General features: G+C 65.7%; 25 protein-coding genes and 2 tRNA genes. 10 read left to right on the forward strand and 17 right to left on the reverse strand.

Annotated elements, in window-relative coordinates:
- Positions 1-67 precede the first annotated feature (67 nt).
- Together JOF56_RS61095 and JOF56_RS00870 are read right to left on the reverse strand one after the other, a co-directional pair.
- Complete coding sequence (locus tag JOF56_RS61095; RefSeq protein ID WP_443667615.1) at positions 68-175, reverse strand: MFS transporter small subunit; 108 nt, start codon at positions 173-175, stop codon at positions 68-70.
- Positions 172-1,554: an OFA family MFS transporter gene (locus JOF56_RS00870; RefSeq protein WP_209633397.1), complete on the reverse strand. Its 1,383-nt coding sequence runs from the start codon at positions 1,552-1,554 to the stop codon at positions 172-174. The genes JOF56_RS61095 and JOF56_RS00870 overlap by 4 nt, the downstream gene beginning before the upstream one ends.
- Positions 1,555-1,632: 78 nt before the next feature.
- On the opposite strand from JOF56_RS00870, the gene fdhD reads away from it, so the two are divergent.
- Positions 1,633-2,466 (forward strand): formate dehydrogenase accessory sulfurtransferase FdhD, encoded by an 834-nt coding sequence (gene fdhD, locus JOF56_RS00875; protein ID WP_209633398.1) that lies wholly within the window; start codon positions 1,633-1,635, stop codon positions 2,464-2,466.
- Positions 2,467-2,623: 157 nt separating this feature from the next.
- Complete coding sequence (locus JOF56_RS00880) at positions 2,624-3,508, forward strand: alpha/beta hydrolase (RefSeq protein ID WP_245378880.1); 885 nt, start codon at positions 2,624-2,626, stop codon at positions 3,506-3,508.
- Between the two features lie 78 nt (positions 3,509-3,586).
- Here JOF56_RS00880 and clpX read toward each other — a convergent pair whose 3' ends face one another.
- The 5 genes from clpX to JOF56_RS00905 form a co-directional block, all read right to left on the reverse strand.
- Positions 3,587-4,876, reverse strand: a complete 1,290-nt coding sequence (gene clpX, locus JOF56_RS00885) for an ATP-dependent Clp protease ATP-binding subunit ClpX (RefSeq protein ID WP_209633402.1) — start codon at positions 4,874-4,876, stop codon at positions 3,587-3,589.
- A 298-nt stretch (positions 4,877-5,174) separates the two neighbouring features.
- Positions 5,175-5,804, reverse strand: coding sequence for an ATP-dependent Clp protease proteolytic subunit (locus JOF56_RS00890; protein WP_209633404.1), 630 nt, complete (start codon positions 5,802-5,804; stop codon positions 5,175-5,177).
- A 31-nt stretch (positions 5,805-5,835) separates the two neighbouring features.
- Positions 5,836-6,438, reverse strand: coding sequence for an ATP-dependent Clp protease proteolytic subunit (locus JOF56_RS00895; protein ID WP_209633406.1), 603 nt, complete (start codon positions 6,436-6,438; stop codon positions 5,836-5,838).
- A 100-nt stretch (positions 6,439-6,538) separates the two neighbouring features.
- Positions 6,539-7,918, reverse strand: a complete 1,380-nt coding sequence (gene tig / locus JOF56_RS00900; protein WP_209633408.1) for a trigger factor — start codon at positions 7,916-7,918, stop codon at positions 6,539-6,541.
- A gap of 312 nt (positions 7,919-8,230) precedes the next feature.
- Positions 8,231-8,304, reverse strand: a tRNA-Pro gene (locus JOF56_RS00905).
- Between the two features lie 61 nt (positions 8,305-8,365).
- Here JOF56_RS00905 and JOF56_RS00910 point away from each other — a divergent pair.
- A tRNA-Gly gene (locus tag JOF56_RS00910) sits at positions 8,366-8,436 on the forward strand.
- 62 nt (positions 8,437-8,498) lie between these two features.
- Here JOF56_RS00910 and JOF56_RS00915 read toward each other — a convergent pair.
- The 3 genes from JOF56_RS00915 to JOF56_RS59360 all read right to left on the reverse strand — a co-directional run bounded on the left by JOF56_RS00915 (position 8,499) and on the right by JOF56_RS59360 (position 9,825).
- Complete coding sequence (locus tag JOF56_RS00915; RefSeq protein WP_209633410.1) at positions 8,499-9,158, reverse strand: hypothetical protein; 660 nt, start codon at positions 9,156-9,158, stop codon at positions 8,499-8,501.
- A 118-nt stretch (positions 9,159-9,276) separates the two neighbouring features.
- Complete coding sequence (locus JOF56_RS00920) at positions 9,277-9,684, reverse strand: VOC family protein (RefSeq protein ID WP_209633412.1); 408 nt, start codon at positions 9,682-9,684, stop codon at positions 9,277-9,279.
- A 15-nt stretch (positions 9,685-9,699) separates the two neighbouring features.
- Entirely contained in the window at positions 9,700-9,825 is a 126-nt protein-coding gene (locus JOF56_RS59360) for a hypothetical protein (RefSeq protein ID WP_281065412.1), read from the reverse strand.
- A 22-nt stretch (positions 9,826-9,847) separates the two neighbouring features.
- Here JOF56_RS59360 and JOF56_RS00925 point away from each other — a divergent pair, with 22 nt between their 5' ends.
- The gene (locus JOF56_RS00925; protein WP_209633414.1) at positions 9,848-10,726 is read left to right on the forward strand and encodes a cyclase family protein; all 879 of its coding nucleotides are present in this window, start codon (positions 9,848-9,850) and stop codon (positions 10,724-10,726) included.
- Between the two features lie 45 nt (positions 10,727-10,771).
- Here JOF56_RS00925 and JOF56_RS00930 read toward each other — a convergent pair whose 3' ends face one another.
- A complete protein-coding gene (locus JOF56_RS00930) occupies positions 10,772-11,134 on the reverse strand; it encodes an MmcQ/YjbR family DNA-binding protein (protein WP_209633416.1) in 363 nt (120 codons plus the stop codon).
- Positions 11,135-11,149: 15 nt separating this feature from the next.
- On the opposite strand from JOF56_RS00930, the gene JOF56_RS00935 reads away from it, so the two are divergent.
- Positions 11,150-11,539 (forward strand): acyl-CoA thioesterase, encoded by a 390-nt coding sequence (locus JOF56_RS00935; protein WP_209633419.1) that lies wholly within the window; start codon positions 11,150-11,152, stop codon positions 11,537-11,539.
- Entirely contained in the window at positions 11,536-12,510 is a 975-nt protein-coding gene (locus tag JOF56_RS00940) for a protein kinase family protein (protein WP_209633420.1), read from the forward strand. The genes JOF56_RS00935 and JOF56_RS00940 overlap by 4 nt, the downstream gene beginning before the upstream one ends.
- On the opposite strand, the gene JOF56_RS00945 is transcribed toward JOF56_RS00940, so the two are convergent.
- Positions 12,482-15,208: an ABC transporter substrate-binding protein gene (locus JOF56_RS00945; protein ID WP_209633422.1), complete on the reverse strand. Its 2,727-nt coding sequence runs from the start codon at positions 15,206-15,208 to the stop codon at positions 12,482-12,484. The two genes, JOF56_RS00940 and JOF56_RS00945, sit on opposite strands and share 29 nt — an antisense overlap.
- 97 nt (positions 15,209-15,305) lie before the next feature.
- Positions 15,306-15,839: a GNAT family N-acetyltransferase gene (locus JOF56_RS00950; RefSeq protein ID WP_209633424.1), complete on the reverse strand. Its 534-nt coding sequence runs from the start codon at positions 15,837-15,839 to the stop codon at positions 15,306-15,308.
- 111 nt (positions 15,840-15,950) lie between these two features.
- Here JOF56_RS00950 and JOF56_RS00955 point away from each other — a divergent pair, with 111 nt between their 5' ends.
- Positions 15,951-17,165 carry a GNAT family N-acetyltransferase gene (locus JOF56_RS00955; RefSeq protein ID WP_209633427.1) on the forward strand — a complete coding sequence of 405 codons (1,215 nt, stop codon included), beginning with the start codon at positions 15,951-15,953 and terminating at the stop codon, positions 17,163-17,165.
- Between the two features lie 76 nt (positions 17,166-17,241).
- A complete protein-coding gene (locus JOF56_RS00960) occupies positions 17,242-18,024 on the forward strand; it encodes a hypothetical protein (RefSeq protein WP_209633429.1) in 783 nt (260 codons plus the stop codon).
- Between the two features lie 353 nt (positions 18,025-18,377).
- On the opposite strand, the gene JOF56_RS00965 is transcribed toward JOF56_RS00960, so the two are convergent.
- The 3 genes from JOF56_RS00965 to JOF56_RS00975 are packed head-to-tail and all read right to left on the reverse strand — an operon-like array spanning position 18,378 to position 20,405.
- The gene (locus JOF56_RS00965) at positions 18,378-19,058 is read right to left on the reverse strand and encodes an HNH endonuclease family protein (protein ID WP_209633431.1); all 681 of its coding nucleotides are present in this window, start codon (positions 19,056-19,058) and stop codon (positions 18,378-18,380) included.
- A 57-nt stretch (positions 19,059-19,115) separates the two neighbouring features.
- The gene (locus JOF56_RS00970; RefSeq protein WP_209633433.1) at positions 19,116-19,925 is read right to left on the reverse strand and encodes an Fpg/Nei family DNA glycosylase; all 810 of its coding nucleotides are present in this window, start codon (positions 19,923-19,925) and stop codon (positions 19,116-19,118) included.
- A gap of 12 nt (positions 19,926-19,937) precedes the next feature.
- Positions 19,938-20,405: a ribose-5-phosphate isomerase gene (locus JOF56_RS00975; RefSeq protein WP_209633435.1), complete on the reverse strand. Its 468-nt coding sequence runs from the start codon at positions 20,403-20,405 to the stop codon at positions 19,938-19,940.
- A 41-nt stretch (positions 20,406-20,446) separates the two neighbouring features.
- Between JOF56_RS00975 and JOF56_RS00980 the strand changes: the two genes are divergently transcribed.
- Positions 20,447-21,136: a 2-phosphosulfolactate phosphatase gene (locus JOF56_RS00980; RefSeq protein WP_209633437.1), complete on the forward strand. Its 690-nt coding sequence runs from the start codon at positions 20,447-20,449 to the stop codon at positions 21,134-21,136.
- Positions 21,133-21,822 (forward strand): MBL fold metallo-hydrolase, encoded by a 690-nt coding sequence (locus JOF56_RS00985; RefSeq protein ID WP_209633439.1) that lies wholly within the window; start codon positions 21,133-21,135, stop codon positions 21,820-21,822. The genes JOF56_RS00980 and JOF56_RS00985 overlap by 4 nt, the downstream gene beginning before the upstream one ends.
- On the opposite strand, the gene JOF56_RS00990 is transcribed toward JOF56_RS00985, so the two are convergent.
- On the reverse strand, positions 21,794-23,224 hold the full coding sequence (locus JOF56_RS00990) for an aldehyde dehydrogenase family protein (protein WP_209633441.1): 1,431 nt from the start codon (positions 23,222-23,224) through the stop codon (positions 21,794-21,796). The genes JOF56_RS00985 and JOF56_RS00990 overlap by 29 nt on opposite strands.
- Positions 23,225-23,285: the final 61 nt, after the last annotated feature.

A 23,285-nucleotide genomic window follows, 5' to 3' on the forward strand; every position in this document is an offset into this window, starting at 1 on the left:
GTCAACATTATTCAGAGTGAGCCGACCCTCGCCGGGGACACATCGGCGAGGGCCCTCGTCGTGGCGCTCAGCCCTTGAACAGCTGAGTCACCTTGAGGAACAACTCGTAGACGCCGTAGGCGAACGGGATGCCCACCCAGGCCCACATGAGAATCAGCAGCGGTTTGCGGTTCATGACGAGGCCACCTTCTGCTCGGTCTGCTCGTGGAACCTCGCGTTGACCGGACGGACCAGCTCATTGGCGATGAAGCCGATCACCAGCAGCCCGATCACGATGAACAGCGAGGTCGTGTACAGCGCCGGACCGCTCTTGCCCGCGGCCTTCTGCGCGTCGGCGATCCAGTTGATGATCAGTGGGCCCAGCACACCCGCGACCGACCACGCGGTCAGCAGCCGGCCATGGATCGCGCCGACCTGGTAGGTGCCGAACAGGTCCTTCAGGTACGCCGGGATCGTGGCGAAACCGGCGCCGTAGAACGACAGGATCAGCATCGCGCAGATCACGAACAGGGTCTTCGACTCGTTGGTGAACAGCGCGATCGTCAGGTACAGCAGCGCACCGAGTCCCAAGTAGAGCCGGTAGATGTTCTTGCGGCCGATGATGTCCGATGTGGACGACCAGACGAACCGGCCGATCATGTTGGACAGCGAGAGCAACGCCACGAACCCGGCCGCCGCGGTCGCGGTGACCGGCATCGGCGTCTGCCGGAAGAAGTCGCCGATCATCGGAGCGGCCTTCTCCAGAATGCCGATACCCGCGGTCACGTTGAAGCACAACACGATCCACAGACACCAGAACTGCGGTGTCCTGATGGCGTTCTTCGCCGAGACGTTCGCCGTGGTGATCAAGGCGTGCGCCTTGTCGTTCGCCGCGTCATACCCGGCGGGTTTCCAGTCGTCGGCCGGTACACGGATCATCAGCACGCCCAGCGACATGAAGACCGCGTACGCCAGACCGTGCACCAGGAATGCCAACGCGATCGCACCGTCGCCGACTGCGGTCACCTGGCCCGTCGCGTTGTAGGTGACGCCGAACGCGTCGAGCATCGCGGTGGACCATGGCGTCGCGATCAGTGCGCCGCCACCGAAACCCATGATGGCGATGCCGGTGGCCATCCCCGGCCGGTCCGGGAACCACTTGATCAGAGTCGACACCGGCGAGATGTAGCCAATCCCGAGTCCGATACCGCCGAGACCGCCGTACCCGAGCACCACGAGCCAGTACTGCTGCATCGAGACGCCCAGTGCGGCGATCAGGAAGCCACCGCAGAAGCAGCAGAGCGACACGAACATCGCCCACCGCGGGCCGTTGCGCTCGACCCTCGTACCGAACAGCGCCGCCGACAACCCGAGCATGACAATGCCCAACTGGAAGGGCAAAGCGCTCTGCGTGCCGCTTAATGAGAGATACTTCTCCAGCGGCGGCTTGAACACGCTCCAGGCATAGGCCTGCCCGATCGCCAGGTGCACCGACAAGGCGGCAGGCGGGATCAGCCAGCGGCTCCAGCCTGCCGGCGCGACGATACGGGAGCGGTCCAGGAAACCGAGGGCCATCGTTGTTGACCTCCGTACGCTGGGTTGTTGAGTAGGCAAACTAATGGTCTGAACCTACGGCAGCAAGAAGGAGTCGCCATGGGACGGGTAACGGTGCGCCGACCGGTAGTCAAGTTTTCGCCAAGCGGGCAACGACGCCGGCCGGACGCGCTCGCGGCGGAGGAGCCGCTGGAGATTCGCGTCAACGGCAAGGCGCTGGCCGTGACCATGCGGACGCCCGGCCACGATGTCGAACTGGCACATGGGTTTCTGCTCACCGAAGGCGTCATCGGTGACAAAGAGGACATTTCCACGGCGCGTTACTGCGACAGCGTCGACGACACCGGCCGCAACACCTACAACGTCCTCGATCTCGCGCTCGCCGAGGGCGTGCCACCGCCCGACACCGGGGTGGAGAGAAACTTTTACACCACATCGTCGTGTGGCGTGTGCGGAAAGGCCGCTCTGGATGCCGTACGGCTGCGAACCCGCTACTCCCCTGCCGCCGACCCAGTCCGCGTCTCTCCGACCGTCCTGACGACCCTGCCGGATGCGCTACGGGAGGCGCAGCGCGTATTCGAGTCGACCGGCGGCCTGCACGCGGCCGGACTGTTCCAAGCGGACGGCACGATGCTCGTCGTCCGGGAGGACATCGGCCGGCACAACGCGGTCGACAAGGTCATGGGCTGGGCCTTGCTCGAAGGCCGTGTCCCGCTGACCGGGACAGTGTTGTTGGTCTCAGGACGAGCCTCCTTCGAGCTGGTCCAGAAGGCGGCCATGGCCGGTGTGCCGATGCTCGCTGCGGTCTCCGCGCCGTCGTCTCTGGCCGTGGAGCTGGCGGATGAGAGCGGGATGACCCTCATCGGGTTCCTGCGCGGCGAGGAGATGAACGTCTACACCGGAATCGAGCGACTGGTCGAGTACGCCACGTAACTACCTACCGCGAAACATCCGGCGTCTTTCACCCGATGGGTGCTACAGCAAGCAACGCATGATCGCTCAGATGCGTCTGAATGGTAAAGAGCATGTGTCGCCGTCGGGGAAGGATCATGGGGTGGCAACAGAGCGCGAGGAGACAGAGCCGCGGCGGATGAGCCGTCGCTCGGTTCTCGTGGCCGGCACCGCCGGCCTGGCCACAGCCGGCCTCGTGCTCACCAGCGCGACCGGTGTCCTCCCGATGGCCGACATGGTCGGCAACGTCCTGGGCACGTCCCCACCGCCGCCCCCCGGTCCTGACGGGACGATCATCAGATACGAGCGCGTCTACTCCGAGCGCCGCAAACGCCAGGTCGACATGGTCACGATCCTGCCGAGCAGCGCCCGCATCAGGCAGTTGCCCGTCTGCCTGTTGTTGCACGGCCTGCATGGCAACGCCAGGCGAAGCGCGCCGACCGGCCTGGCCCGCACGCTTGTCGAGAGCGTCAGCGCCAAGCAGCTCCCGCCGTTCGCGTTCGTCGCACTGGACGGCGGGGACAACTACTGGCACGAGAACCAGCGCGGCGACAACTCCATGGCGATGCTGCTCGACGAGGTCCCGCGGTGGATGAAGGAGCGCGGACTGGGCGACGCCAACGGCGTCCCGTTCGCCTGCGCCGGCATCTCGATGGGCGGATTCGGGGCCCTGCTGTACGGGCGGCGCCGCAATGAACGCGGCCACCCAGCCCAGGCGATCGCGGCCATCTCCCCCGGACTGCTCACGTCCTGGCGTGAGATGAGCACCCGAAAGGCCTTCAAGGACACCGCCGAATGGGCGTCGTTGGACCCGCTGCGCAACGTGGACAAACTCGGCCAGGTCCCGGTCGGGATCTGGTGCGGCACCGAGGACCACTTCATCGAAGGCGCCCGGAAATTCATCAAACTCGCCAAACCGGAAGTCGCGTACACCGGTCCGGGCACTCACGGCGACTCGTTCTACCGCCGGATCGCGCCGGATGTATTGGCGTTTCTCGGTAAGCACGCGCCGCATAACACCTGACGCCCTCCGCTCCATATCAGGAGCGAAGGGCGTCCAAGTGTGTGTCCGACCGCGGTTGGCCGCGGTTCGGCTACTGCGTCAGGCCGACTTCTCGCGGCGCTCGCGGCGGGTCGGCTGCCGGGCGACGATCGTCGGGTTCACGTTCTCCCGCACGGTCTGCTCGGTGATCACGACCTTGGCGACGTCGGTGCGGCTGGGGATGTCGTACATCACCGGCTGCAGGACCTCTTCCATGATCGCGCGCAGCCCACGGGCACCGGTGCCACGGAGAATCGCCTGGTCGGCGACGGCTTCCAGGGCGGTGTCGGTGAACTCCAGCTCCACGCCGTCCATCTCGAACAGCTTCTGGTACTGCTTGACCAGCGCGTTGCGCGGCGTGGTCAGGATCGTCACCAGGGACTTCTTGTCCAGGTTACGCACGCTCGCCACGATCGGCAGCCGGCCGATGAACTCCGGGATCAGACCGAACTTGATCAGGTCCTCCGGCATGGTGTCACCGAAGATGTCGCTCTTGTCGATCTCGGCGGCGGTGCGGATCTCGGCACCGAAGCCGAGGCCACGGCGGCCGACCCGGTCCTGCACGATCTTCTCCAGCCCGGCGAACGCGCCGGCCACGATGAACAGCACATTCGTCGTGTCGATCTGGATGAACTCCTGGTGCGGGTGCTTGCGGCCACCCTGCGGCGGCACCGAAGCGGTAGTGCCCTCCAGGATCTTCAGCAGCGCCTGCTGCACACCTTCACCGGAAACGTCACGGGTGATCGAGGGGTTCTCGCTCTTGCGAGCGATCTTGTCCACCTCGTCGATGTAGATGATGCCGGTCTCGGCGCGCTTGACGTCGTAGTCGGCAGCCTGGATCAGCTTGAGCAGGATGTTCTCGACGTCCTCGCCGACATATCCCGCCTCGGTCAACGCCGTGGCGTCCGCGATGGCGAACGGGACGTTGAGCAGCTTGGCCAGGGTCTGCGCCAGGTATGTCTTGCCGCAACCGGTCGGGCCGAGCATCAGGATGTTGGACTTGGCCAGCTCGACGGTCTCCTCACGGGAGTCCCGTCCCTCGCGGACCCGGTCACCTGACTGAATGCGCTTGTAGTGGTTGTACACCGCTACGGCGAGGCTGCGTTTCGCGTCGTCCTGCCCGATCACGTACTGGTCGAGGAAGTCGTGGATCTCGGCGGGCTTCGGCAGCTCGTCGAGCTTGACGTCGCCGGCCTCGGCCAGCTCCTCTTCGATGATCTCGTTGCACAGGTCGATGCACTCGTCGCAGATGTACACGCCGGGACCGGCGATTAGCTTCTTCACCTGCTTCTGGCTCTTCCCGCAGAAGGAGCACTTGAGCAGGTCTCCGCCGTCACCGATACGTGCCATGACCGCTGACCTCTGTCCCCTCCGGCGTACTGGGGGTACGCCTGGCTGTGTCTCGAGCGTTTCGCCCGTTCGGGTGTTTCGACTTCAACACCAGTCGGGGTGTCCGGGCGGCGGGCCGGGCCCGCACACCCCTCGACTGTACGTGCCAAGTACCGCAAAGCGGGAGAACCTGACCCGTCCGTTGCCGAATACCGCTGACAACCCTCGTCAACCGACCGTAGGCCATAAGGCCCGCGCGTGTCGGACAAGTCGCGATATCCGGCATGGACGAATCAGGATCCCCTTCATTCACCGAGTATCAACTGACCGCAGAAAGTTTGCGGTACGGCAGAACTTCGTCGATGATCCCGTACGCCTTGGCGTCCTCGGCGGTCAGGATCTTGTCGCGCTCGATGTCGGCCTTGATGTCATCGGGCTGCTTGCGGGTGTGGTGCGCCAGCGTGATCTCCATCTGGCGGCGCAGCCGCTGGATCTCGTTGGCCTGGATCTCCAGGTCGGAGACCTGGCCGTAGACGCCTTCCAGCGACGGCTGGTGGATCAGGATCCGTGCGTTGGGCAGGGCCATCCGCTTGCCGGGCGTACCGGCGGCGAGCAGCACGGCCGCGGCCGAGGCGGCCTGACCGAGGCAGGTGGTGCGCACGTCCGGGCGCACGTACTGCATCGTGTCGTAGATGGCCATCAGCGAGGTGAACGACCCACCCGGCGAGTTGATGTACATCTCGATGTCCCGGTCCGGGTCCACCGACTCCAGGTACAGCAGCTGGGCCATCACGTCGTTGGCCGAGGCGTCGTCGATCTGCACGCCGAGGAAGATGATCCGCTCTTCGAAGAGCTTGTTGTACGGGTTGGACTCCTTGACCCCGTAGCTGGTGCGCTCCACGAAGGAGGGCAACACATACCGGGACTGTGGGAGCTGGAAGTCACTCACTGCTACTCCTGGTTTTCTCTCAAGTCGCCGGTCAGTTGCGCGCGGACGAACCGCGGGTGGCAACCTGGTCGACGAAGCCGTAGTCGCGGGCTTCCTCGGCCGTGAACCAGCGGTCCCGGTCGGCGTCCGCAGTGATCTTCTCGACGGACTGGCCGGTCTGGTCGGCGGTGATCTGCGCCATCTCGCGCTTCCACTTGCCGAAGACCTCAGCCCGGATGGCGATGTCGGAGGCCGTACCACCGACACCGGCCGACGGCTGGTGCATCATGATGCGCGCGTGGGGCAGCGCGTAGCGCTTGCCAGGCGTGCCGGAGGACAGCAGGAACTGGCCCATGGAGGCGGCCAGGCCCATCGCCCAGGTCTGCACGTCCGGCTCGATGAGCTGCATCGTGTCGTAGATCGCCATGCCGGCGGTCACCGAGCCACCGGGCGAGTTGATGTAGAAGACGATGTCCCGCTTCGGGTCCTCGGCCTCGAGCAGCAGCAGCTGCGCCGTGATCCGGTTGGCGATCTCGTCGTCCACCTCGGAGCCGAGGAAGACGATCCGCTCGCGGAGCAGCCGCTCGTACACCGAGTCGTTCAAGGTCAGCCCAGCGGTCCCCGACCGCATCTGGGGCAAGGGGTGCTGCGTCACGTCTGCCTGCCTTCTTGAAAAGAAACTCTCTCGCAAACGACATTAACGAAGGCGGGCGGCGCCGACTGCCCGACACCGCCCACGTTCGCTCAGAGCGTCACTACTTGACCTCGGCCGTCTCGCCCTCCACGACCTCCGGTGCGTCTTGCTCAGCCGGGGCGACCGGCCCGAACAGCGCGTCGAAGTCGATGGCGTTGCCGCTGGCGTCGGTGACAGTGGCCTGGCGCACAATCGAGGCCAGCGCCTTGCCGCGGCGCACGTCGGCGAAGATCGCACCGAGCTGGCCGGACTCCTGGGCCCGCTTGACGTACTCGTCAGGGCTGACGCCGAACCGCTGCGCCTGGTAGATGATCCGCTCGGTCAGCTCCTGGTCGGAGACCGTGACCGACTCGGCGTCGGCGATCGAGTCGAGCACAAGCTGAGTCTTGACGGCCTTCTCGGACTCGGTCCGCACGTCGGCGTCGAACTGCTCGCGGGTCTGGCCCTGCGACTCGAGAAACTCGTTGAACTTGGCGTCGTCGTGGTCGAACGCGTGCACCGCGTCGTGGGCACGCATCTCGATCTCGGCGTCGACAACGGTCGACGGCAGCGGGACCTCGGTGGTCTCCAGGAGGGCCTCGAGGATCTTGTCCCGGGCCTGGACGCCCTGCTGCATCTTCTTGGCCATGCCGACCCGCTCACGCAGGCTGTCGCGCAGCTCGTCGATGGTGTCGAACTCGCTGGCCATCTGGGCGAAGTCGTCGTCGGGCTCGGGCAGTTCCCGGACCTTGACCGACTGGACAGTGACGGTGATGTCGGCGTCCCGGCCGGCGAAATCGCCGGCGACCAGCTTGGACACGAACGTCTTCGACTCGCCGGCTTCGGACCCGATGATGGCCTCGTCGATGCCCTCGATCAGCTCACCGGAGCCGACCTGGTAGGACAGCCCGGTGGTGGCGGCCTCAGCCACCTCCTCGCCGTCGACGGTGGCCGACAGGTCGATGGAGACGAAGTCGCCGTCCTCAGCGGGACGGCCGGCCCCCACGAGGGTGCCGAACCGGGCGCGCAGCTCGTCAAGCTGGCGGTCGACCTCCTCATCGGCGATCTCGACGTCGTCGACCGACACCGACAGTTCGCCGAAGGCGGGGACAGTGATCTCGGGGCGGACATCGACCTCGACGGTGAAAGCGAGGTGGTCACCGTCCTCGATCTTGGTGACCTCGATGTCGGGGCGGCCCAGCGTGCGGACCTCACCGGCGTTGACGGCCTCCATGTACTTGGCCGGGATGGCTTCGTTGACGACCTCGTCCAGCACTACACCGCGACCGAGCCGGTTCTCCAGAACCCGGGCGGGCGCCTTGCCCGGACGGAAACCAGGAATGCGCACCTGCGAGGCCAGCTTGCGGTAAGCGCGGTCGAAGTTCGGCTTGAGCTCGTCGAACGGCACCTCGACGTTGATCCGGACCCGCGTGGGGCTCAGGTGCTCGACGGTGCTCTTCAACGTAGGACTCCTCGTGCGAAATGGCATGTGGGAACACCCGGCCAACAAGAGACCAGGGTTACCAGGGAAGTCTAGGCGAGGCAGCCCCACAGACCACGGGCCGGGGTCAGTACCCCCAAGATGAAGCCACCCCCAACCAGACCACCTACCAGTGACCGACACCACACATTGCTCTTTGAAGCTGGTCAAGCGAGCCGCGCCCAGCGCTGGATGGCGGGAAGCTCGCACCGTGGGGGTCTGGGGGCTCGGCCCCCAAAGTGATTCGAGACGCCCCGCCTGCGCTCTCCGCAGGCAGGGCATGCCCAAGTCGAGTCGGGATGACAGGATTTGAACCTGCGACCCTCCGCTCCCAAAGCGGATGCGCTACCAAGCTGCGCTACATCCCGGTGGACATGAGCTTATCGGTACCCGCTACTCTTATTCCGCACCGCCCCCTCGGGGCAGTACGCGGGTGTAGCTCAATGGCAGAGCCCCAGCCTTCCAAGCTGGTCATGCGGGTTCGATTCCCGTCACCCGCTCTCCCAGCGAAACCCCAGGTCACAGTACTTCTACTGCAGGCCTGGGGTTTTGTCGTTCCTGGCTAGGCGCCGTCGTCGATGCGTTCCCAGTCGCTGTCGGCGGACACGCGATCCCAGACTTCTCCCGGAGCTGCTGTGAGAGTCGGTGCGACATCTGGGTAGAGGGCGATGAAGTGGTCCATGTCCAGTGCGGTGGTCTCGAACTCTTCTGTCTCGGGTGTGTCGAAGCTGACGAACAGCCAGGTTCCGCCCTCGTCGCGGCCGGCTTGGCGCACAGCGGAGCGGGGCGCCGACGGGTCGGTGGAGATCTCGGCCAGTTCGATGCTGACTTCCACTTCGTCGAGTGGAGAGCCGGGGTGTTTCCAGGCCGCGAGGCGAGCCGCTTCGATGTCCTGGTTCTCTTCCTCGTCGTCCGACTCCGACGGCGAGCTGAGCAGCCAGGTTCGCTGTTCACGGTCCCAGTCCGCGGCCATTCCCGCCGGCAGGCCGGCGAGTGCCTGGATCTCCGGGACCATGCCGAGCGCGTCCCGCAGGCAGACCGAGGCGAACATGGCGTTACCGGCAGCCATGTCGTCGGAGAACTCACAGCCGTCGCTGATCAGCCAGCAGTCTTCGTCGTCCAGCATCGCGAAGGCCAGCCTGGTGCTGTCCTCGAACAACGATCGGGCGAAGATGACCGGCGAATCCGGATCCTGCCGCAGCGGCCAGTGCTCGGTTGGCATTCCCGCTCCCCAAGGTGTTCCCGGAACAAGGCCGCCATCCCACCACGCCTGGGCGACCGTGGGCCGTTCAGGTCGACAGAGTTCCTGCGGGGGCGTACGGATGACGCGCGCCAAAAGGTCACGGTGGGGCGCTTACGCGCAGCATGTGCCCGTCGGGGTCGTGCAGCCGCATTTCGTACATTCCCCATGGGCGGAGCTTCGGGGGTTCGGCGATGGCCGCTCCGTTGGCGCGCCACTCCTCAAAGAGGGCGTCCACCTGTATGGACGTGTGGACGTCGAAGTGGAGCCTGGTCGAGTGGGGACCAGCGACCTGGGTGAGGATGATCTGGGCTCGGTCGCGTCCCACCAGGGCTGTGCCTGGTTCGCCGGGGTCGAGGTGTTCTTCCTCTGCCAGGAAACGGTTCTGCCGGTCGGACCATCGCCAGCCCACGCGGAAGCCGAGTGATTCCGCGTAGAACCGGAGGCTGGCCTGCAGGTCGGCGACCAGCAGGTTCGGACGGCAACTGAAAATCGCCTCGGTACTCATCGGTGCCTGTCCTGTTCAGTCGGCGAAGATCAGGCCGCGGGCGGCCGGTTCCGGTAGACGGACGGACTGCGCCGCAGTCCCGGCAATGCCATCTGGGGCGCCTGTTCGGACACACCGGACGCGGGTTGTTGTCTCCGTCATCGGGTCAGGATAGGGATGAACCATGAGTGAGTGGCGGGTTCAGTTCGATGCCGAGGTGACTTTCAGCAATGGGGGTGCGCTGCAGGCGCAGGAGTTCCGGCTGGACATCCCGGGCGACGACATCGGTGACGTAGAACTCGGCGAGCTGTTCGTCCGGCACCTCGGGTTGTTGATGGCCGGCTCGGTGCGAATCGCCAACAAGACGTTCATCGAGGAGCCCCATAAGGGCTCCCGTGGTGTCGAGAGTGGACCAAGGCAGCGCCGGATTGTCGAGCTGAGTCACGTCATCAAGCACGGGATGACGACGCATACCGGTCTGCCGGGCCCGGAGATCGGGACCTGGCTGTCGTTCGAGGAATCGAAGTACGCGCCCGGCACGGAGTTCCAGATCGGGAAGATCTCCACGGTCGGCAATACCGGGACCTATGTGGACAGCCCGGGGCACCGGTTCCGGGACGGGCACGACTCTTCCCAGGTCGGCCTCGACAAGCTGGTGGATCTGGCCGGCGTCGTGGTGCGGGCCGGCGAACGCCGCATCGACCGGAAGTTGTTGCTGGCATACGAAGTCCAGGGCAAGGCGGTGCTCATCAACACGGATTGGGACCAGCGTTGGGGCACTGACGGCTACATCAGTGGACAGCATCCGTTCCTGACCAAGGACGCGGCGGAATGGCTTGTCGAGCAGGGCGCCACTCTGATCGGGATCGACTCGATGAATGTGGACGACACAACCGATGGGACCAGGCCTGCACACACCGCATTGCTGAGCGCGGGAATCCCTGTGGTGGAGCACATGACCGGGCTCGGCAAACTGCCGCCGCACGGTTTCCGATTCCACGCCGCTCCCCCGAAAGTGGAAGGCATGTCCACCTTCCCAGTACGGGCTTACGCGATCATCTGAGCGCCCATCGCCCGGGACAGCTCGACGATCAGCCGTCCGGAATGCTCATTGCGCTTCCAGCAGTTGGATCAGGCGTTTGGGCGCGACCATGCGGTAGGCGTCGATCACGATCTCCTCGATTTCCGACCAGTCCACCTCTTCCACGTCCAGGTACACGCCCAGCCAGCCGCGGTGCCCCACATAGGGCGGCCGGAAGAACTTGCCGGGATCGGCCGCGATGAACGCCTCCTGGGCGCCGGGCGGGGCCGCGCACCAGAAAGCGAGGCGGTCGTCGTGATGGTAGGCAGCGGACGAAACAAAGGTCTTCTTGTCGCGGACGAACCAGGTCGGTTCGCCGTGGCTGACGCGTTCGGTTGTCTCGGGCAGGGCGAGGCAGAGTGCGCGCAGCTGCGAAATCGGATCGGCCATGGGGGACAATGTGCCATGTTCGTCCACCGGATCAGGGTCAGATACAGCGAGTGCGACCAACAGGGCGTCGTGTTCAACGCGCATTACCTGTTCTACTACGACGACGCGATCACTGAGTTGTGGCGCGCACGGGTGTGTTCGTACCAGGAAATGACCGACAAGGGCGACGATGTCATGGTGGCCGAGTCACGACTGCGTTACCTCAGGGCCGCCCGGTTCGACGAGCTGATCGACATCGAGATGGACATCCACCGCCTCGGTACGACGAGCATGATCGTGCGGCCGGTGTTCAGGGTCGACGGTGAGATCATCACTGAGGGTGAGATCCGGCATGTTTTCGTGGACGCGGCCACACACCAGAAGAAACCGATCCCGGACTACGTCCGCGCGGGGCTGAGCCGTTGAGCGTCTCGGCCTACCTTTCGCAGCTGAGCGACAGCCGATTGGGCGACCTCGTGGACGCCGAGACTGTGCGGCGCACCGGGATCGGGGGCAAGAAGGGCGAACTCGACATCGCCGGAACGCGGGTCTTCGTCAAACGAGTACCCATCACCGACATCGAGCTCAGCAATCCGCATTCGACAGCGAATCTCTTCGACCTGCCCACGTTCTACCAGTACGGCCTGGGCTCGACCGGGTTCGGCGCGTGGCGCGAACTGGCGACCCACCTCATGACCACGAAATGGGTGCGTTCAGGCGAGTATCGAGGCTTCCCGGTGATGTACCACTGGCGAGTCCTGCCTGACACCCCGCCTGTGGGATTCGCCGACGACTTCGGGGGAATCGACGGCACGGTCGCCCATTGGGAAGGCTCACCCGCGGTGCGGCGCCGGTTGGAAGCCATCGGCCGGTCGACTTCGAGCCTCGTCATCTGCCTTGAGTATGTGCCCTGCACACTCGGCAGATGGCTCCGCGATCACCCGAACGTGGGGTGGGTTGAGCAGCAACTCAAGCAGGGCACCGAGTTCATGAGCGCACGCGGGCTCGTGCACTTCGACACTCATTTCAACAACATCCTCACCGACGGGAAGCAGCTGTTCTTCGCGGACTTCGGGCTGGCGTCGAGTACAGCCTTCGATCTTTCGCCGGCCGAATCCGGGTTCCTGGCAGACCACCGCGGCTACGACCAGTGTCACGCGATGAGCAATCTCTTGCGGCACCTGCAGAATCGCATTGGTGCTGAAGGAAAGCACGAGGACTTTCTTCGTGCGTGGCTGACCGGGCAACGGCCCGGCGACGTCCCGGCGGAGATCGCTGGGATCATCGACCGGAACGCCGAAGCCGCAAGCGTGCTGTACGAGTTCCACATCCAGCTGATGCGGGAGTCCAAGCAGACGCCGTTCCCGGTCAGCCGGCTGGCGGGCACCATGGGCTAGGCAGGTGGGACCGGTGCCGGCCGCAGGAACCCTGCTTCAGAGGTGGTCCTGGGCCTTCGACACGCATCACGGCGATGAATTTGTCCAACGGCACCTGCTGGTCCGCGCGGCCGCCGAAATCGATGGTGCCGCTTTCGCCTTCGATCACGGCAGAGCCGCTGATTCTGGCCAGGTGGTGCCATACCGAGGATCTGTCCAGCGGGATGTTGCCGGGTTCCTCGCGGATTCGTTCCACGGCTTTGACATACGCGAGCGTGGCGTCGTAGGCCAATGGGGCGTACTCGTCCAGTGCGATGTCTCGGTCGCTCTGGCATTCCTGCGGGAAAAGCCGGCGCATTCGGTGGTAGAGGTCGTTTTTCTCGTCGCAGCCGCCTTCGCCTATCGCGAAGGTCAGGTAGTCGAACGGAACCGAGGGATAACGGCCGCGCAGCGTGCGGTCGGCCACATACCGGGAGACGTCGTCGCCGCCGATGATCTTCGGCGCGCTCCCTTTGCACGTTCCGTCTATGCCGTCCAGCATCGGTTCGAAGTCCTCGATCCGGCCGGTGAAGAACACCACACCCGGATATCCGCAGACGCGTTTCTGGCCGAGCTGACGGGAACCTGGCAGTTGCGTGTTCGCCGTACCCGGCGTCAATGTGTAATAACCGTCGGATTCGACTTCGAATCCCACGCCCCGGAAGGTCGCGATCGCGTCTTCACGCAGGTTGTTGCTGTACGTGTCGCCGGGGTCGTCGGGGGAAACGATCAGTACTCGGCGGGGTCCGTTGAGGACGGACTCGGCGTACTTCGCAGCGACCGCCGCCTCACGCTTGTTCTGCGGCGAAACCTGGTAGTACAACGGGCTTTTCCCGGGAATCTGGTCGGCCGACAGGGTGGACGCGACCATCGGCAGGCCGATCTTGGACAGCTCCAGGATCGTCTCCAGTGCCGGCTGGCGGCTCTGGTCGAAGCCGACCGCGCCGACGATCGAGGGATCCGCGCCGACCATGTCCCGCAGCAGGCCCGCGAGCTGCGAGCCGTACCGCATCTCCGAACCCGCGTTGGCGATGAGAATTCGCAACAATGGTTCGTTGTTGCCGGTCTTGGCCAATTGCCGGTCCTGCACCACCGCGATCCCGGCCAGGCTTTCGCGTTCCGAGGCCAGGACCGGCGACTGATTCGGCGACGTCAGCGCGGCGATGAACACCAGTGACACGTACGGGCGATTCGGATTGTCCCGATGGGCTTGCGCGGCCCGCTGGTTGAGTTCTCCGACCTTCGCCTGAACGTCACTCATCGCGGTATCGGAAGGCTGAAACGCAAATCCCTTCTCGGTGACACCGATACATTCCCCAGTGCCGGCCCTGACCAGGGTGGACGCCTCGGCGGCCAGGAAGAACTTGCCGCAGTGCCCGATCCGCTGCTCCTCCTCCAGCGTCGCGACGCCGCCGATGAGAGCGAACGCGACCACAGCCAGGATCCATCGCCGCGACCACAGCGGCGGGGGCGCGACTCCCAGTGCCGGGGTGTCGAGCAGCTGTTCCCGGGCCTCGTCGTACCGGTCGCTTTCCTCGGTCGGCCCCGGCGGCACTTTGATCGGCAAATACCAGGCGGTCGGATTACGTGCGCGACTGGCGGTATTGAACCTTTCGGACCATTTCCGGTATGCCGCCAGGGCATTGTGCGCGACCGGCACGGTCGTGCCGGCTTCTGATTTTATCGCGAATGGCGGGACTTTCTCGCTGCCGCTGATGAACAACACCGGGTCGAAGGCGCCGGTGTCATTGCGTACCTCATTGATCAGGTTCAACAGACGGTAACCGCCATTGGCCCGGGTCACTCCATCGAGCAGAACGACCGGATACACCGTCCGCCGGGCGGCCCGGGGCCGCCACAGCCGGCGCCGGTACTCCCGCCGCAAATCGGCCAGAAAAGCGTTGACCAGCAGTCGAAGCAGCTGTTCCGGATCTTCCTTGTCGCGTTTGTCGGCAGTCAGCCGCTCGGCGAAACCGACGAATGTGCCAGGGTCCCTCGGGGCCAGATAAGGCTGCCGCAACAACCAGCGGTATTCCGCGCCCAGGCCGGAAATCCTCGCACGAAACCAGAGCGGCGGCACAAAAAGCAACAATGCGCGGGCCCACGACGGTACCGCGTCCTTGAGATCGGCCTCCGCGTCCTGCTGCGTCTCGAAACGACGGCGCCGCGCCAGATCCCGCGTGCGCAGGCGCCTGAGCAGCTCGATGTCGGAGTCGGTCACCGCCTCCTGCAAGGACTGCTGCGTCAGCCACCGCACGAGCCGGAATCGCGGGAATCGCAGGTGCTTGTCCCGGCTGGCCAAATCCGTGGCCAGTTCGGCCAGCACCTCACAGATCGGCTCGATATCGCTGGAGTGCGCGGGTTTCAGGTCGCGTTCGCCGGACTCCGGCCAGCTCGCGGTCCGGTTGACATAGACATGCCGGGCGTGCGGAATCGGCCGGGGCCGGGCCTGTGCGAGGCGCTTTCCCAGCTCGGCCAGCAGTTCCCGCTCACGTGTATCGCGGACAAGGCACACCATCGGGATGCCTTTACGACTGCCGCGACGCCATTTCTCCTTGTCCCGTTTACGATCCGGCGCCTCTCCGAAGCGCGGCCGGGTCACCAGCTCACGCACCAGTTCGACGATCTGATCCGCGCCGTCGAACACCGTCAGGCGATCGGTGAACGTCCTGACTCTCACCAAGGACTTCAGGCCCTTTCTCTCTCCCCCGAGAGAATCCCCAGTACCGGAGAACTAATTCTACCCCAGCCGCCGCGATCTCACCGCAACGAAACCCTTACGACCACCGGTGCAGGTGCCTGATGCTTCGGACGTACTCACGCTCTCCTACCGGCCTGCCGTCCCCGTAGTCCCATTCCCGTCGCCTGCCGGACTCACGGAAACCAACCTTGCGGTAGAAATGCCGTGCCCGGTTGGCACCGGACAGGGTCCACGCCCGGACATCACGGTGCCGGGCGTCCGCGAGCGTCTCCAGCCCGTGTTGCAACAACGTCGCCGACACGCCCGTGCCCCACGCGGTCGGCCTGGCGTAACAGGAGAAGATCTCGCCGTACCGGTCACCTTCCTCAGCCGGGCCGAAATGCACGAATGCCACGATCCGGTGACCACGTTCAGCGACCAGTACGGTTCCCGGGAATTGCGAATCGGACATCATTTCGGTCCATTGCGCACGACGGGTTCCCAGTTGCCCGGACAGGAACGCCGACTCGAACAGGTCGCGGTAGGCCACGCGCCACGCCTCGGCGTGCACCTCGCCGATCGCCGCAGCGTCTTCCGCGTGCGCCTCGCGCACCAGCGTCAGGGTGTCCACGCGCAATGGATCCCCTCCCAGCAAATCGCCCAGGGCCAGAAGAAGTGGGCACACCATACGTCCAGAGGAAACTCAGTGGCAACGCGCCGCGACATCGGTTAGGAAGAGCGCGTGTCAGAGCTGACCGTACGCAATGTGACCGAGGACGAGTTCACCGACGTCCTGACCCTGTTCATGTCGGCGTTCCTCAACGAGATCGCCGACCACGACCACGACTGGTTCCGCAACGAGTTCGACCCGGCACGGATGCACGGCGTCTTCGACGGTGACGAGCTCATCGGTACGGCGGCCATTCTGACAAGGAACATGACGGTGCCGGGCGCCGGACAGGTGCCCTTCGCCGGAGTCACGTCCGTCGCGGTCAAGGCTGGTCACCGAAGGCGCGGCGCGATGACGCGGATGATGCACGCGCAGTTGCACGGCCTGCACGAGCAAGGTGGTGAACCGTTCGCGGCGCTGTGGGCGTCAGAAGGCGGGATCTACGGCCGGTTCGGTTATGGACTCGCTTCGCAGTACTACCGCGCTGTCGTCCCGAAGGGCACGGCGTTCCGGTCTGGCGTCGCTGTCGGCAAAGACCGTGTCCGCGAGCTGACGCGTGACGAGGCGATGCCGATCATCACGGCGATGTATGACCAGCTCGCGCCGCTGCGGACCGGCTGGCTCAGCCGTAGCGAGAAGTCATGGACCCTGCATCTGTGGGACACCCCGGACCGGCGGGAAGGCGCGTCCGCGCTCCGCTTCGCGGTTCACCCGGACGGGTACGTGATTTACCGGACCAGGCGAAAGTGGGGCGACCGCGGGCCGGAAGCCGAACTGAGCGTCGAAGAGCTCGCAGCCACGAGCCCTGTCGGTGCCGCCGCGCTGTACCGATACCTGCTCGACTACGACCACGTCGCTGAGATCGTTGTGCCGATACCGCACGACGCTCCGCTCACGATGATGCTCAACGACCCGCGCCAAGCCGTGCGCCGACAGAGCGACGCGCTGTGGATCCGGCTCGTCGACGTCGACCGTGCGCTCGTACAACGCAAGTACTCCGCGCCGCTGGACACCGTGCTCGAAGTGACCGACGTGTTCTGCCCGTGGAATCAGGGACGTTGGTGTCTGACCGTGGACTCGTCCGGCACTGCGACGGTCGAGCGCACAACCCGCGACGCCGATCTCGTACTCGACGCGACCGACCTCGGCGCGGTTTTCCTCGGCGGCACGCGGCTGACCGAACTCGCCGGCGCCGGGCGCGTACGCGAGCTGACGCCAGGCGCGCTTATACCCGCTTCGCGGGCGTTTACGGGCGATCACGCGCCTTATTGCCCGGAAGTGTTCTGACGCACGCCGGGAACTGTGGAGGTAGCGTTCGACGTTGTCCGATTCGAGGACTTTCGAACGCTCAAGTGGAGGCGTCGTGACCACGTTCGTCGTGGTGGTTGTACTGATTGTCGTGCTCGGCGGGCTGTTCTTCGCCGCCGCCAACAGGCGGGCCACAGCCCGGCGCAACGAGCTGGAGAACGCCAAGGCGGACGCTCGCCGCTGGGTCGAGCGGCTTGGCGGTCAGGTCATGAGCCTGACCGGCACCGACGAGGCCTCCAAGCAGGCACTGGCCGACGCGGCCGAGCGCTACACCGCGGCCGGCTCGCAGATGGATCAGGTACAGACCGCCGAACAGGCAAGACTCGTGACCAAAACGGCGCTCGAAGGGCTGTACTACATCCGTGCGGCCCGCTCGGCGATGGGCATGGACCCCGGGCCCGACCTGCCCGAGGACCGCGACCAGCGCGAAGCCGGCCGCGTAACCGACGACCGCCGCGTCAGCGTCGAGGGCCACGACTACGAAGCATCCCCGCGCCCCGGCGCGAACACACCGCACTACTATCCCGGCGGCCGCGTCGCAGGCCGGCCAGTCCCCCAGGGCTGGTACAGCGAACCATGGTGGAAGCCCGCACTCGTCGCAGGCGCCTGGGGCGTCGGCACATTCCTGTTGTTCGACGCCATGTTCTCCGGCATGGCCGGAATTCCGGACGCAGCCGCCTGGGAATCCGGCTACGACGCCGGCCAAGCCGACGCCATGGCCGACGCCGATGCTGGTGGCGACGCAGGCGGTGACACCGGCGGCGACTTCGGCGGAGACATGGGCGGAGACGGCGGCGGCTGGGGCGACTTCGGCGGCGGCGACTTCGGCGACTTCTGACCCGTCACCCATCAGCGGGTGGTCCGGTTTCCGGGCCACCCGTTTTGCGTTCGAACACCCCAGAAGCCCCGACCTCTGCCACCCCGACTTCCTGGCGCCCTTCCTTCCCGGACAAGACAGCCCCGCCCACCTCCGGGGGGGGCGTCCCTGGTCCAGTTTATCGAGGTCAGTGGGGTGGAAGGGGGTTTTCGGCGGGGTGTGGACAACTGGATTTGTGAGTGGGCCGTTCGCACTGATTGGGGCTGGTCAGGGCTGGGGGCGGGTTGTTCGCGGCCGGGGGTTTGGTCACAGCCGGGATGGCCCCCTCACAGCTGGGCAGATTGCGCACGGGTGGGTTGGCGTTGGGTTGGTGGTCATCCGCAAGTGGTGAGGGCTTTTTGCAGGGCTGCTTGTTCGGCGGGGGTTACTGTGAGGGCGTAGTCGGCTTTGATTCCTGTGTAGATGCGGGCGTATGGGCATGTGTAGGCCGCGTTGGGGGGCATCCATTCGTCTGGGGTTTTGTCGCTTTTGGATTGGTTTACTGTTCCTTTGACGGCTACCAGGTTTCGTAGGTCGTTGGCTGCCTGGGTTCGGCGTTCGAGGGTCCAGGTCGAGGCTCCGGATCGCCACATCTCCGCGAGGGGGACTACGTGGTCTATCTGGATTTTGGAGACGTTGGTGATCGTTTCGCCGGTGTAGGGGTCCTGGAGCCGGCCGGATTGGATCGCACAGCGGCCTTTCTTTCTGACCACGTCGGTTAGGTCCCGGGCCAGGACTTGGCTGCGTTGGTCGCAGCCGTCGCCGTCGACGTCTGCCCATGGCTGGCCGAAGACGCAGGCTGCGCCCTTGTCGCAGTCGCGGACGTAGCCGTCGGCTTTGACGGGGGCGGCGACCACGAGGGCCGCCAGCTTCGTGCGGGCTGTCGCCGCGTCCGGGGTTCCTGTGGGGACGTGGTCGACCGCGGGCACTGCGCGGCTTGTGGTTGGGCCTGAGCCTCCGGGGAAGCCCGCGCAGCCCGATAACAGGAAGAGAGCGACCAGGATCACTCGGATCATGGAAAGCAGGTACCCCGGTTCGACACCGGGCGAACGAGGCTGATCAGCCCAAGTTTGTTACTCCGGTTGGCAGGTTGGGCACCAGAAGAGGTTGCGGCCGGCCAGTTCTGCCTTCGCCACTTCTGTTCCGCAGATGTAGCAGGGCAGGCCGTGGCGCCGGTAGACGTAGACCTCGCCGCCGTGGGCGTCCTTGCGGGGTTCCCGGCCCATGACCTCGGGCATGTGTTCCGGGCGGACCGTATCTATCTGACCGGCTTTCACGCCGTAGTTCATCAGCTCGACCAGGTCGTCCCACATCTCCTTGAAGACGATCTGGTCCAGCTCACGGCCCGTGGTCATCGGCGCGACGCCGTGCCGGAACAGGATCTCGGCCCGGTAGACGTTGCCGACCCCGGCCAACACTGCCTGGTCCATCAGCAGAGCCGCCAGGGACACGCGGGACTTGGAGATGCGTGTCCAGGCCTTTTCGGGGTCGGCGTCCTTGCGCAGCGGGTCTGGACCGAGGCGGGCCTGCAGCCTGGCCACGTCGTCCGAGGTCCAGAGCTCACAGGCGTTCGGACCTCTCAGGTCCGTCCAATGTGTACGACCGGCCACCCGCATCCGGACCTGGCCGACCGGGGCCAGCAGGGGCAGCTTGCGCTCGTCGAAGATCCCGGCCAGGCCCAGGTGGATGTGCACGATCGCGTCCGGGCCGTAGACATGGAAGAGATGCTTTCCATGGGCTTCGGCACGCGCCAGCTTCCGGCCGTCCAAAAGGGACGCTTGGGCGGCGAACCGCCCTTGCGGGCTGGAGACCGCGACCGGGTGACCGGCGTAACGACGGTGGTGCATCCGGGCATGCCGGTGCAGCGTGTGACCTTCAGGCATTTGCCGTTCAGTCTACTCCGGCAGTGGCGGCGGTGTCCCGGTCTTCTCGTACTCGGAGACCAGGTCGATCCGCCGCTGGTGCCGGCCGCCCTCGAACTCCGTCACCAGGAACGCGTCCACGATCTCGGCCGCCTCCTTGGAGGTGTGCATGCGCGCACCGATGGCGACGACCTGGGCGTTGTTGTGCTTACGAGCCAGCTGGGCCGTCTCGACGTTGTAGGCGAGCGCGGCGCGGCAGCCAGGCACCTTGTTGGCGGAGATCTGCTCGCCGTTGCCGGAGCCGCCGATGACCACACCGCGGCTGCCCTCGTTGGCGACCACGAGCGACGCGGCCTCGATGCAGAACGGCGGGTAGTCGTCCAGCGCGTCGTAGACGTGCGGCCCCACGTCGATGACTTCGTGGCCGGCGCCCTTGAGGTGCTCGGCGAGGTCGTTCTTCAGCTCGTAACCAGCATGGTCACTTCCCAGATACACACGCACGCGCCGAAGTGTGCCATGGACGGGGCTGGCAGGCTGGAGGCATGTTCACTCAGGACAGCTTCGGCGTACGGCTCGAGTGGGGCAAGGACGGCCTGGACGCCCTCTCCCCGCACTGCACAGCGGTGATCATTGTCGACGTGTTGAGCTTCTCCACCTCGGTCGACCTGATCGTCGGCCAGGGTGCGCGCGTCAAGCTGGACCCGTGGACCGGTGAGCAGTACGGACCGCGACGTCCAAGTGCGCTGAAGTCCGTCCAAGCAGGCACGGACATCGCGATGAGCTCGCCGAACGGCGGTGAACTGGCTCGGCAGGCCGCCAAGGTCACCCGAGTGATGGCCGGGTGCCTGCGCAACGCCAACGCGGTCGCGGACAAGGCCATCGATGTGGCCGACCGTGGGCCGATCGGCGTCATCGCGGCAGGTGAGCAATGGGGCGTCAACCTGAACGAGCGGGGCACGCCCGGCCGGTTGCGTCCCGCCATCGAGGACTACCTGGGCGCGGGCGCGATCATCTCGGCGCTGCTGGCTGAGGGGTACAGCCCGGCGTCGCCCGAGGCCGCGCTGGCTGCCACCTCGTATCGCACCGCTGAGCCCTATCTGGCCGAACTGCTTGGCGGTTGCGGGTCGGGGCTCGAGCTGGGGTCGAAAGGCCTGTCGGAGGACATCGCGATCGCGGGCCAGGTGAACGTGAGCAAGGCCGCACCGCTGCTGACCGACGGCGTGTTCCAGTGAAGGTGATCGAGGTCGCCGCAGGCGTCTACGCCATCCGGCACGAGGAACTGGATCTCACGACCGGCCTCATCGTGGGCGAAGACAGCTGCCTGGTGGTCGATACGGCGGGCGACCATGTCCAAGGTTCCGCGCTCGCCAAGGCAATCCGGGAGATCACGTCCAACCCGTGGCAAGTCGTCTACACGCACGCGCATTTCGACCATTACTACGGCACAAGCGCGTTCATGCCGTGCGATGTATGGGCGCACCAAGCGTTCCGCTTCGACGCCGATGAGCAAGCCAAGTGGGTGGCCAAATACCGCGAGGACGGCAAGCCGGAGATCGCCGAGGCCATCCGCGACACCGCACTGGTCGCGCCCACGAACACCTTCGACAAGACAAAAGAGCTCTCAGTCGGCAGGAGAACCGTTGTGCTGCAACACTTCGGGCCGGCACACTCGTTCAGCGACACGGTTGTGCACGTGCCGGATGCACGGGTGGTATTCGCCGGGGACCTTGTCGAAGAGCCCGGGTTCATCGCGGAGTCGTTCGGGGACGGCGACGTGACCCAGTGGCCGGCCGCGCTGCAGGCGCTGCTGGCCCTGGATCCACGTGTCGTCGTCCCCGGTCACGGCTCCCCGGTGGACAAGGATTTCGTTGCCGCGCAACGGGAGATCCTCATCGCTGGATGGACTTCACCTCGGTGAACTCCTCGATGCCGAACTTGCCCAGTTCACGGCCGTTGCCGGACTGCTTGTAGCCGCCGAACGGCGCGAGCGGGTTGAACGAGCCGCCGTTGATGCTGACCTGACCGGTGCGCATCCGCTTGGCCACAGCCAATCCGCGGTCCGGGTCGCCGGAGAACACCGAGCCGGACAGGCCGTAGATGGTCGCGTTGGCGATCTCCACGGCCTCGTCCTCGTTCTGGTACGGCAAGATCGACAGCACCGGCCCGAAGATCTCCTCCTGGGCGATGGTCATCTCCGGCCGGACGTTCGCGAAAACTGTCGGCTGCACGTAGGCGCCCGGCGTGGGCAGCCCCGCGGTGTCGGCGCCGCCATACGCGACTGTGGCGCCCTCGTCGATGCCCTTGTTGATGTAGCCGAGGACGCGGTTGCGTTGCGCCGACGAGGACATAGGACCGATCCGTGTCGCCTCATCGGTCGGGTCGCCGACCGTGTACTTGGCAGCGGCTGCGGCTGCCATCTCGACAATCTCGTCGTGCTTGTCGGCGGGCACGATCATGCGTGTCCACGCGGTGCACGTCTGGCCGCCGTTGATGTATGTGTTCGCGACGCCCTTCTTCACCGCTGCGGTGAAGTCGGCGTCGTCGAGTATGACGTTGGCGGACTTACCGCCCAGTTCCAACGCGACGCGCTTGACGGTGTTCGCGGCGGACGCGGTCACGAGCTTGCCCGCACGCGTCGAACCCGTGAACGAGACCATGTCGACGCCCGGATGCGCCGACAACGCCTCGCCGACAACCGGGCCCGTGCCGTGTACCAGGTTCACCACACCCGCGGGCACACCCGCTGCCTCGATCACGGCCATGAACAACCCGGCCGTCAACGGGCTGATCTCGCTCGGCTTGAGCACAACGGTGTTACCGGCGGCCAGCGCGGGCACTACCTTCGCCACGATCTGGTGCAGCGGGTAGTTCCACGGCGTGATGCAGCCGACGACACCGATCGGCTCCCGCAGCACGAGCGAGTTGCCGATCTCCTCGCTGAACGAGAACTCGCCTTCCAGCAGGTCGGCGACGCCGTTGGCGACGGCGACCGGCAGCGACGCCTGAACGTTGAGCGAGAACGAGATCGGCGAGCCCATCTCGGCGGTGATCGTCGCGGCCATCTCGTCGCGCCGGGCCGCCAGTTCGGCGGAGATCCGCCGGATCACGGCGACGCGCTCGTCCACTGACGTCTGCGACCACGAGACGAACGCCTTGTTCGCCGCGCGCACGGCCACCTCGACATCGGCCGCCGTACCGGCCGGGACAGCGGCTATCACCGTGTCCGTGGCCGGGTTGACGACGTCAATGGTCTCGCCCCCGCCCTCGATCTGCTGGCCGTCGATCACATGGCCGGTACGAGAAGTGACAGGGGCCGCCATTGGTACTCCCTCAACGCTCGACTATTGGCTCCCAGAGTGGCGTCGGGAGCGTCCGACGCCA

The organism is Kibdelosporangium banguiense, from assembly GCF_017876405.1.
GTDB classification, from domain to species: domain Bacteria; phylum Actinomycetota; class Actinomycetes; order Mycobacteriales; family Pseudonocardiaceae; genus Kibdelosporangium; species Kibdelosporangium banguiense.

Excerpts from the sequence above, each read along its gene's own strand:
- JOF56_RS61095 (WP_443667615.1), bottom strand. The coding sequence starts at position 175 with ATGAACCGCAAACCGCTGCTGATTCTCATGTGGGCCTGGGTGGGCATC.
- JOF56_RS00870 (WP_209633397.1), bottom strand. The coding sequence starts at position 1,554 with ATGGCCCTCGGTTTCCTGGACCGCTCCCGTATCGTCGCGCCGGCAGGC.
- fdhD (WP_209633398.1), top strand. The coding sequence starts at position 1,633 with ATGGGACGGGTAACGGTGCGCCGACCGGTAGTCAAGTTTTCGCCAAGC.
- JOF56_RS00880 (WP_245378880.1), top strand. The coding sequence starts at position 2,624 with ATGAGCCGTCGCTCGGTTCTCGTGGCCGGCACCGCCGGCCTGGCCACA.
- clpX (WP_209633402.1), bottom strand. The coding sequence starts at position 4,876 with ATGGCACGTATCGGTGACGGCGGAGACCTGCTCAAGTGCTCCTTCTGC.
- JOF56_RS00915 (WP_209633410.1), bottom strand. The coding sequence starts at position 9,158 with ATGCCAACCGAGCACTGGCCGCTGCGGCAGGATCCGGATTCGCCGGTC.
- JOF56_RS00920 (WP_209633412.1), bottom strand. The coding sequence starts at position 9,684 with ATGAGTACCGAGGCGATTTTCAGTTGCCGTCCGAACCTGCTGGTCGCC.
- JOF56_RS59360 (WP_281065412.1), bottom strand. The coding sequence starts at position 9,825 with ATGACGGAGACAACAACCCGCGTCCGGTGTGTCCGAACAGGCGCCCCA.
- JOF56_RS00925 (WP_209633414.1), top strand. The coding sequence starts at position 9,848 with ATGAGTGAGTGGCGGGTTCAGTTCGATGCCGAGGTGACTTTCAGCAAT.
- JOF56_RS00930 (WP_209633416.1), bottom strand. The coding sequence starts at position 11,134 with ATGGCCGATCCGATTTCGCAGCTGCGCGCACTCTGCCTCGCCCTGCCC.
- JOF56_RS00935 (WP_209633419.1), top strand. The coding sequence starts at position 11,150 with ATGTTCGTCCACCGGATCAGGGTCAGATACAGCGAGTGCGACCAACAG.
- JOF56_RS00965 (WP_209633431.1), bottom strand. The coding sequence starts at position 19,058 with ATGATCCGAGTGATCCTGGTCGCTCTCTTCCTGTTATCGGGCTGCGCG.
- JOF56_RS00970 (WP_209633433.1), bottom strand. The coding sequence starts at position 19,925 with ATGCCTGAAGGTCACACGCTGCACCGGCATGCCCGGATGCACCACCGT.
- JOF56_RS00980 (WP_209633437.1), top strand. The coding sequence starts at position 20,447 with ATGTTCACTCAGGACAGCTTCGGCGTACGGCTCGAGTGGGGCAAGGAC.
- JOF56_RS00990 (WP_209633441.1), bottom strand. The coding sequence starts at position 23,224 with ATGGCGGCCCCTGTCACTTCTCGTACCGGCCATGTGATCGACGGCCAG.